Origin of the sequence: Neobacillus sp. OS1-2 (assembly GCF_030915505.1) — a bacterium.
In the GTDB taxonomy this organism is placed as follows: Bacteria; Bacillota; Bacilli; order Bacillales; family Cytobacillaceae; genus Neobacillus.
The window spans coordinates 3,554,884-3,564,366 of sequence record NZ_CP133265.1 but is presented as its reverse complement, the minus strand read 5'-3'; the positions used below and the strand labels follow the sequence as shown (position 1 = coordinate 3,564,366).

The window sequence follows — 9,483 nt, the reverse complement described above, 5'->3', positions numbered from 1 at the left end:
AACCATCACACAAACAGGATGGTTCAAGCTTAACACCCTTCTAAGCCTCTCTGGACTAAGTTAAAAGGTTTCCTCATTATGCAGTTTTTTGGTTTTCGTTTACTTCCTCTTCAAACATATTATCACTTACCGGTTGTCTACCAGGAAGAATAAGGTTTAACACTACCCCTAAGATAGCAGCTAAAGCCATTCCTTGAATTTGAATATCTTTAAATGGAAGCTTAAGAATAGCTCCGCCAAGTCCGATGACAAGAATAACCGAAGAGATAACCAAGTTTCGTTTATCATCAAAATCAATTTTACTATCGACTAACATTCTTAAGCCCGATGAGGCAATAATTCCGAATAGCAGGATCGAGACACCACCCATAACCGGGGTAGGAATCGTTTGGATTAACGCTGTAATTTTTCCGATAAATCCGAAGATCACAGCCAAAACTGCAGCACCTGCCAGTACATATACACTATAAACCCGCGTAATGGCAAGAACACCGATATTTTCTCCATACGTTGTTTTTGGCGGTCCGCCAATCAACGCCGAAATAATAGTTGCTGTCCCATCACCAAGAATGGAGCGATGCAGGCCTGGATTTTTAATATAGTCACGCCCAACTACTTTACTAAGGATTAACTGATGGCCGATATGTTCAGAGATGGTAACCACTGCGACTGGCACCATTAACCAGAAAATATCCCAAGTGATTTTCACTTTATACGTGACAAACGGAATGACAAACTCCGGCATTTCAAACCAATCGGCCTTCAATACCGGTTGGAAATCGACGATTCCGACGATTAATGCGTAAATGTAACCAATAATGATTCCAGCTAATATTGGGATTATACTTAATATCTTTTTGGCAAAAATCGAGAAAATGATGGTGGCAATGAGCGTAACCAAGGCAACTGAGAAATGAAGCATACTATAATTTCCTGCTGGGTTATTCATAGCCATTCCTACTGCTGTACTTGCAACAGATAAGCCGATTACTACAATAACAGGTCCAACTACAATTGGCGGGAGCAGATTCATAATCCAGCGGTATCCTGCCTTACTAATAATAAGAGCGATAATTCCATACACAAGTCCGGCTAAGAATGTCCCAACCATTGCAGCACCGGGCCCGCCAGCTTCATTAAGAAGTTTGATCGGAATAATATAGGCAAAGGATGATCCTAGGTAAGCCGGAACCTTCCCTTTTGTTATCAATATAAACGCCAGAGTGCCAAGCCCGCTTGAAATAAGGGCAATTGCCGGACTCAAGCCGACTAGATATGGAACAAGGATGGTGGCCCCAAACATGGAGAATAAATGCTGGATACTTAAAGTAAGCCACTGAGATAGTTTTGGTTTATCTGATACGTCTAGGATAGGTTTGTTATTCATGGTAATCTCCCCTGTTATATTTTTATTTGGTTTAGTTTCTGCTTTATTCAATAAAAAAACCCTCATTGTCCGTTAAGGTACAAAGAGGGTTCAGAAAATGCCGCGCATGAAAAAATTCAACGGCTCTTTTCCCCTTTGTCAGCCTCACGGGACTGCAATTAAAAGGGCAGCTATTTATTTGTCAAAAATACTTACTTGATCAAGGTTATCCACTTCCGATAACTCAACAACAACCTTTTCCTCGCTTGAAGTGGGAATGTTTTTTCCTACATAATCCGCTCTAATTGGGAGCTCACGGTGCCCGCGGTCTACTAAAACGGCAAGTTGGATAACAGCCGGCCGACCGATATCCATTAGAGCATCAAGTCCGGCTCTGACCGTTCTGCCTGTATATAATACGTCATCCACAAGGATCACTTTTTTATTATTAATATCATCCGGAATATTCGAACCCTTTACAAGTGGTTCCTGATTCTCCGTTTTTTTGGTCAAATCATCGCGATAAAGTGTAATATCGATTTCCCCAACAGAAATCGTCTTTCCTTCAATTTCCTCAATCTTAGCCGCAAGTCGTTCAGCAATGTAGATCCCTCGTGTTCGTATCCCAACAAGAATGCAATCATCGATTCCTTTATTTTTCTCAATAATTTGATGGGCAATCCTAGTTAAGGCTCTTCCGATTGCCTGCTCATCAAGGACAAGTGCTTTACGGGTCATGTTACACCTTCTCTTTTTTATAAAAATAAAAACCTCTCGCCGGAAGGTGAGAGGTGGATAAGTTATAATGCAAGAAAGGCACAAGGAGAGCCATTCTTTTAACCGTTCCTTCTCAGCCTCACGGGGCCGAATTAAAGGCTTATTAAACTATTGTTATCTTACTGTAATTTTACGCATACGTCAACGATTATTTTGTAGCTGTTCAAGCAATCGTTCGAAATCCTCTGGAAGTGGTGCTTCAAATTCCAAATATTCGTTTGTTCTAGGGTGGATAAACCCAAGAACACCTGCATGCAATGCTTGTCCGTCAATATCCAGCGTTTTCTTCGGACCATATTTGGGATCTCCCGCAAGTGGAAAACCAATATATTTCATATGAACTCGAATCTGGTGAGTTCTACCTGTTTCCAATTGACATTCTACGAATGTAAAATCTTTGAACCGATCCAGTACCTGAAAATGGGTGACCGCATGCTTTCCGTTATCAACTATTGCCATGCTTTGGCGGTCTTTTGTATCCCGTCCAAGCGGAGCATCAATCGTCCCATAGTCGTGGGGAATGACCCCATGGACTATAGCTTTATATTTACGAGTCACCGTTTTTTTCACCAATTGATTCACAAGACTTTCATGTGCCAGATCATTTTTAGCCACCATCAACAATCCTGAGGTATCTTTATCAATCCGATGAACGATGCCAGGTCTTAATACGCCATTAATACCGGATAAGTCCTTACAATGTGCCATTAAGCCATTAACGAGCGTTCCTGACAAATGACCTGGGGCAGGGTGAACCACCATCCCCCTCGGTTTATTAACAACTAAAACATCTTTATCTTCATAATAAATTTCTAAATCAAGATTTTCAGGTAATACATCTAATTCTTCCGGATCCGGGATCGTTATTTCAATTTCATCTTTCAGGCCGCACTTATAATTTGTTTTGACGGATTGTCCGTTTACAAGGATATTTCCAGCTTTAATCCATTGCTGTACTTGTGTCCGTGACCATTCATCATTAAGCGCAGAAATGACCTTATCAATCCGATCTCCTTTTTGTTCCTCAAGAATGGTGTGTTCCATTTTCTCCATACGTTTTCTCCTTTGTTTCTCTCTCATCACGCAGCATTTGAATCATCAGCAAAATCACTCCAATTACTAGTGCAGAGTCTGCAATATTAAAAACCGGAAAATTATAACTGAAAATATACGTATGAATGAAGTCGACTACTTCTTTCCGAAGGACACGATCAATAAAATTACCGATAGCACCTCCAAGCATAAATGCAAGCGATACTCCTAATAACCATTTTCCCTTTGCGGCTTTGTGTATGTAATACAAGATTGCCACAATAACTACAATGGTAAGTACATAAAAGAGCCACATTTGACCTTGAAGAATTCCCCATGCTGCACCGCGGTTACGGTGAGAAGTAATATACAAAACATTATCAATGATGGGAATACTTTCTCCTAAATACATGTTGTTAACAATTAACCATTTAGTAATTTGGTCTAATAATATAACAAAAATTGCGATTAAGTAATAAAGCACTAAGAAATACCTCCACAACATTTAACCTGACATACTTCTAATGCATTTTAGCATACTTTTTCGCGAAACGGCAATGTTACCTTATAAAAAAGAAACGGATACTGATTTTTTGCAATAAGAATCCAAATCCTCTGAATCCTTTATTGACCTTAGAGTGGGGATCATCTTTAATAAATCCTCCGGTATCAATTCACCGGAGATTTCACACTGTCCAAAGTTTCCATTTTCAAACTTTTGAATAGCTGTATTAAGGTCTTTTAGTTCATCCTCTAAAATAATCGTAAGCCAATTTTGTCTTTGTTTACTTTTTAATGAATTCTCGATCTCTTCCTTTGTTTGACGGAGTTCCAAAAACAGCTTTTCCTGCAAGGCATTCATAGTTGTTACCTCCGTGGTTTGTCATTTGTCTTATTATCTCCGTTCGCGAATGGCTAACACGGAAAAACATTTGACATCATCAACAACAATTAACGGTGGAGGATAATAAAGACAAAAAAACCCTGAGCTTTATACTCAGGGCATTCTTCTTATGCTAGATGTGAATAGTTTCCTTTTACTACATCTGCACAGCGTGGACAAAGGGTTTTATGATCTGGGTCTTGACCCACTTCAGGTGTCACAATCCAACAACGATCACATGTTTCGCCTTCAGCCTTTGTAATGACGATAGCTGCTGTATCTAATTTAAGTGCATTCTCAGGAGCCTGATCATATGCTCCAGCCACTTCAAATCCAGATACGATAAACAATTGGTTCAAGTTCTCTTCAATTGTATCTAAAAGGGTCTTTGATTTATCGGTAACATAAAGTGTAACTTTTGCAGTTAACGATTTTCCAATTACTTTTTGATTTCTGGCTTCCTCAAGTGCCTTTAATACATCATTGCGAAGCTTCATGAATGCCGTCCATTTTTCTTCCAAAACATCTGAACCAGCAAGCTCCTGATATTCAGGAAGGTCTGTTAATTGGACACTTTCTTCTTGAACATTAGGGATAAACTTCCAAACTTCATCAGCAGTATGTGAGAGAATTGGCGATACTAATTTTGTTAAAGCAAGCAATGACTCATATAAAACAGTTTGAATTGCACGGCGCTCATGATTATTTTCTGCTTCAATATAAAGAACATCTTTTGCAAAATCAAGATAAAAGGAGCTTAAGTCAAGAGTACAGAAATTATTGACCGCATGATAGATACCGGCAAATTCATAATTTTCATATGCATTACGGACATATTTAATCAATTTATTTAATTTTACAAGCATAAATTGATCCACTTCACGCAGGTTTTCATAGGCAACCGTATTTACTGTTGGATCAAAATCCGCTAAGTTACCAAGCAAGAAACGGAATGTATTTCGGATTTTTCGGTAAACCTCGGCAACCTGTTTTAAGATGGCATCAGAAACACGCACATCTGCCTGATAATCAACAGAAGCAACCCAAAGTCGTAAAATATCGGCACCAAGCTGATTCATCACTTTCGCAGGTACCACTGTATTTCCGAGTGACTTACTCATTTTTCTGCCTTCACCATCTAAGGCAAAACCATGGCTTAAAACTCCTTTATATGGAGCTTTACCAGTTACAGCAACAGCAGTTGACAATGAAGAGTTAAACCATCCGCGGTATTGGTCAGATCCTTCAAGATAAAGGTCAGCAGGGCGGACTAAATCTTCCCTCTCAAGGAGCACTGCTTGATGGGATGACCCGGAATCGAACCATACATCCATAATGTCTGTTTCTTTTGTAAATGTCCCGTTTGGACTTCCTGGATGTGTAAATCCTTCAGGAAGCAATTCTTTAGCTTCACGTTCGAACCAAATATTTGAACCATTTTCCCTGAATAGGTTTGAAACATGGTCGATGGTTTCATCCGTAATAATCTCTTCACCCGTTTCAGCATAGAACACTGGAATAGGTACACCCCATACACGTTGACGGGAAATACACCAATCACCACGGTCGCGGACCATATTAAATAGCCTTGTTTCACCCCAAGCAGGTACCCATTTCGTTTCCTTCACTGCTTCAAGCAAATCATCGCGGAAGTCTTTAATAGAAGCAAACCATTGAGCTGTTGCACGGTAGATAACCGGTTTCTTCGTTCTCCAATCATGTGGATAGGAGTGTGTAATAAACGAAAGTTTTAACAATGCTCCAGCCTCTTCTAAAGCCTGTGCTATCGGCTTGTTGGCAGTATCATAAAATAATCCTTCAAAACCAGGTGCTTCACTTGTCATAACACCTTTATCATCTACAGGGCACAGGACATCTAAACCATATTTTTGACCAATATAGAAGTCATCCTCCCCGTGACCAGGTGCAGTGTGAACACAGCCTGTTCCAGCATCTGTAGTTACGTGTTCACCTAACATGACTAAAGATTCACGGTCATATAAAGGATGAACGGCAACGATTCTTTCTAATTCTGCACCTTTGACCTTTTGAACAACCTCTGTATCCTCCCAGCCAACTTCCTTCGTAACCGCTTCTAGTAATGCTTCTGCAATCAAATACTTTTTATCATTAACTGCCACCACCACATACGTTAAATCCGGATGGACAGAAATACCAAGGTTTGCCGGAATGGTCCATGGGGTCGTTGTCCAGATTACAATTTGTGTATCGGAATCAAGTACCCCCTTGCCGTCCTTTACCTTGAATCCAACATAGATGGATGCTGATTTTTTGTCTTGATATTCAATCTCTGCTTCAGCTAAAGCTGATTCACTTGAAGGAGACCAATAAACAGGCTTAAGGCCTTTATAAATATAGCCCTTTTTCGCCATTTCACCGAACACTTTTATTTGCTGTGCCTCATATTCAGGCTTTAGGGTGATGTATGGATTTTCCCAATCAGCACGAACACCCAGACGCTTAAATTGAGTACGTTGATTATCAATCTGTTCAAGTGCATATTTTGTACAAAGCTCACGGAATTCAGCAACCGTCATTTCTTTGCGTTTGACACCTTTATTCGTTAATGCCTGTTCAATTGGTAATCCGTGTGTGTCCCAGCCAGGAACATATGGGGCGTGGAATCCACTCATTGATTTATAGCGGACAATCATGTCTTTTAAAATTTTATTCAAGGCATGACCCATATGGATATCCCCGTTGGCGTATGGCGGACCGTCATGTAATACAAATATCGGCCTGCCCTTCGTTCTATCTTGCACCAGTTGGTAAATATTCATTTCTTCCCATTTTGCCTGTAATTCAGGTTCTCTTTGGGGAAGATTGCCACGCATTGGAAATTCAGTTTTCGGCATTAATAACGTATCTTTATATTCCATTTCCTTTTCCTCCTGTATTCCTCTTCATCTTCATACATAACAGAATAACCATTTGACAAATAAAAAAACCCTCTCATCCCAAAAGGGACGAGAAGGTTTTAATTCCCGCGGTACCACCCTGATAGATAGCCATATTTAACGGGCTATCCGCTTTACCATTCGTAACGTGAATAACACGCCAGAGCCTACTGCCCTTATCATTAGGATTCGGTCCGGAACTCGAGGGTGATCTTCCAATCCTTCGGCCTTACCGGGCTTTCACCAACCCCGGCTCGCTTCATAAAGCCTTTGAAAAATTGTACTGTCCCTTTCATCGTCAATTTCCATTCTATATAACTATGTTTAAAAATTATATGCTAATAAAACGCCATTCGTCAAGCTAATGAATCTTCTTCTTGGTGAATTTTTAACTCTGTTGCATCTACTTCATATTCTAATAAATGATCCCAATCATCTGTATTCAGCATATCAAGCTGTGCTTCAATCAACATTTTAAAACGGGTACGGAAAACCTTTGACTGCTTCTTTAAATCCTCGATTTCCAGGGCAATCTTTCTTGCCTTCGATAGCGACTCATTTACAATCCGGTCGGCATTTTTCTCCGCTTCTCTAATAATCAGTTTTGCTTCTTTTTGAGCATTGCGTTTTACATCTTCTCCTGCTTCTTGAGCAATTACGATTGATTTGTTAAGTGTTTCTTCGATATTCACAAAATGTCCAAGACGCTCATTCATATCTTTCAAACGCTCTTCCATTTCCTTTTTCTCTCTGAGTACTAGTTCATAATCCTTGATGACCTGATCAAGAAATTCGTTTACTTCATCTTCATCGTACCCGCGAAAACCTTTATTAAACTCTTTATTGTGAATATCTAACGGCGTTAACGGCATTGATGCCACCTCCATACAATCTGATACTTCTATATGTATAAGCAAATATTCGACAAGTTTTACGAATATCCTGCTTTTTTATTAAATTATTTTTGTTTCCCTACAATAATTCGCCATTTTTCTCTTTTCGTTTTACCGTCGATCCCAACAATTTTGGCTCTTCCATGACCGCGGACGGAAATCATATCACCTGCTTCACAAGTAAACGATGGGTTTTCTATGACTGTCCAGTTAACTTTCACAAGCCCCTGTTGAATGTAAGTAAGCGATTTTTGACGTGAAATATGATAAATCCCTGAAATAATAGTATCAAGTCGTAAAGAAGATACGGTTAAATCCTGTTCGTCCCATAATTCAGTTGCAGCAATTGCATGAGCCATATCAGTTTCAACTAATTTTACCCCTGCTCTGCCAATTGATTCGACATTGCTTTTAATAAAATCACTAATTTCTTTGGCAGCAAATAGTTGAATTTGACCGTCTTTTATTAAAATGTCACCAAACTTCCCACGCTTAAGCCCCAAGGACATAAGGGTGCCTAAAACCTGACGGTGTTCAATTGTCACGAACTTCGCCGGATACTCGATGTTAAATAGACTAATTTGAAAGTTATTTTCATTAGCTTCTAAATAATCCGGGAAAATAAAAGCCCTTTTTCGTTCTACACCAAGTGTTCCGCCAAAAAGTCTAAATCTGACATCACTATTTTCTCTAATCAGCATTTTGAGGATATGCTGCTCTCTTGGATCTAGAAAATCTGTAAGTTTTGGGGTGTAATGTGTTTCAACAAAACTTCTCCAATCTATAACCTGGTCAATATATTCCCGTTCTTCCGGACGGAAATGCTGATATATGTTCATTTATGCATAACACAACCTAATGGGTAAATTACTTACGTAAGCCATAAATACACACTGCCCAGACCACTAGAAGCAAAGTTTAAAACAAGAAATGCGACAATTGGAGAGATATCCATCATTCCAAACGGCGGAATAATTTTTCTAAACGGCTCTAAATAGGGTTCACAAATTCTTGCTAGAAATTGACCAATTGTGGACTCTCTAGCATTTGGAAACCAGGACATTAAGATGTAAATAATTAAGGCCCACGAATAAATCTGGATGATCTGCTGCAATAAACTAAAAACAAAAGCCATCATCATTACCACCTTGTATTTAGATTTTCATGGTCAGGAATTAAATCCGAAATATTACCCGACACCTCGATATTATCAGGAGTACATAAAAAGATGCTCGAACCGATTTTTTGGATGTCGCCTCCGAGTGCATAGACGGCACCGCTTAAAAAATCAATTATTTGCCTGCCTTGTTCATTGTCGATACGCTGTAGGTTCACCACAACAGCCAGTCGATTTTTTAAATGGTCGGCAATATCGGCTGACTCTGAATAGGTTCTTGGTTCCACTAATATGACCTTTGACGACTTAGAAATAGTGGAAGAACCTGTAGACTTTTGGATACTTTGCAGACTAACAACATTATGACTTTTTACTGGTGTCTGTTTTTGTTTAACCGGTTCAACAGGATCTGCATACACATCATTGTTTTCATCAAATTCATCATCTAAAAAGAAAAATGTTTTTAATTTCGATTTAATCGTCATTATCTTTCTCTC

General features: G+C 39.3%; 10 protein-coding genes and 1 other annotated feature. All 10 genes read right to left on the bottom strand.

The genetic code is table 11. The annotated features are described in order from the left end of the window. Positions 1-76 precede the first annotated feature (76 nt). The 10 genes from RCG19_RS17795 to RCG19_RS17750 all read right to left on the bottom strand — a co-directional run bounded on the left by RCG19_RS17795 (position 77) and on the right by RCG19_RS17750 (position 9,471). On the bottom strand, positions 77-1,387 hold the full coding sequence (locus RCG19_RS17795; RefSeq protein WP_166237918.1) for a solute carrier family 23 protein: 1,311 nt from the start codon (positions 1,385-1,387) through the stop codon (positions 77-79). Positions 1,388-1,561: 174 nt separating this feature from the next. After that, complete coding sequence (gene pyrR, locus RCG19_RS17790; protein ID WP_166237916.1) at positions 1,562-2,104, bottom strand: bifunctional pyr operon transcriptional regulator/uracil phosphoribosyltransferase PyrR; 543 nt, start codon at positions 2,102-2,104, stop codon at positions 1,562-1,564. 180 nt (positions 2,105-2,284) lie between these two features. Then, positions 2,285-3,196: an RluA family pseudouridine synthase gene (locus RCG19_RS17785; protein WP_166237914.1), complete on the bottom strand. Its 912-nt coding sequence runs from the start codon at positions 3,194-3,196 to the stop codon at positions 2,285-2,287. Then, on the bottom strand, positions 3,168-3,680 hold the full coding sequence (gene lspA, locus RCG19_RS17780; protein WP_207627474.1) for a signal peptidase II: 513 nt from the start codon (positions 3,678-3,680) through the stop codon (positions 3,168-3,170). The genes RCG19_RS17785 and lspA overlap by 29 nt, the downstream gene beginning before the upstream one ends. A 60-nt stretch (positions 3,681-3,740) precedes the next feature. Beyond that, on the bottom strand, positions 3,741-4,037 hold the full coding sequence (locus tag RCG19_RS17775) for a hypothetical protein (protein WP_308108202.1): 297 nt from the start codon (positions 4,035-4,037) through the stop codon (positions 3,741-3,743). A gap of 149 nt (positions 4,038-4,186) precedes the next feature. Then, positions 4,187-6,958, bottom strand: a complete 2,772-nt coding sequence (gene ileS / locus RCG19_RS17770; protein WP_308108201.1) for an isoleucine--tRNA ligase — start codon at positions 6,956-6,958, stop codon at positions 4,187-4,189. 80 nt (positions 6,959-7,038) lie between these two features. Beyond that, positions 7,039-7,281: a binding site (T-box leader), on the bottom strand. 51 nt (positions 7,282-7,332) lie between these two features. Continuing rightward, positions 7,333-7,848, bottom strand: a complete 516-nt coding sequence (locus RCG19_RS17765; RefSeq protein WP_166237906.1) for a DivIVA domain-containing protein — start codon at positions 7,846-7,848, stop codon at positions 7,333-7,335. An 86-nt stretch (positions 7,849-7,934) separates the two neighbouring features. Continuing rightward, positions 7,935-8,708 carry a YlmH family RNA-binding protein gene (locus RCG19_RS17760; protein ID WP_308108200.1) on the bottom strand — a complete coding sequence of 258 codons (774 nt, stop codon included), beginning with the start codon at positions 8,706-8,708 and terminating at the stop codon, positions 7,935-7,937. Between the two features lie 32 nt (positions 8,709-8,740). Continuing rightward, complete coding sequence (locus tag RCG19_RS17755; RefSeq protein WP_166237902.1) at positions 8,741-9,004, bottom strand: YggT family protein; 264 nt, start codon at positions 9,002-9,004, stop codon at positions 8,741-8,743. A gap of 5 nt (positions 9,005-9,009) precedes the next feature. Continuing rightward, on the bottom strand, positions 9,010-9,471 hold the full coding sequence (locus tag RCG19_RS17750; protein WP_308108199.1) for a cell division protein SepF: 462 nt from the start codon (positions 9,469-9,471) through the stop codon (positions 9,010-9,012). Between the last annotated feature and the right edge of the window lie 12 nt (positions 9,472-9,483).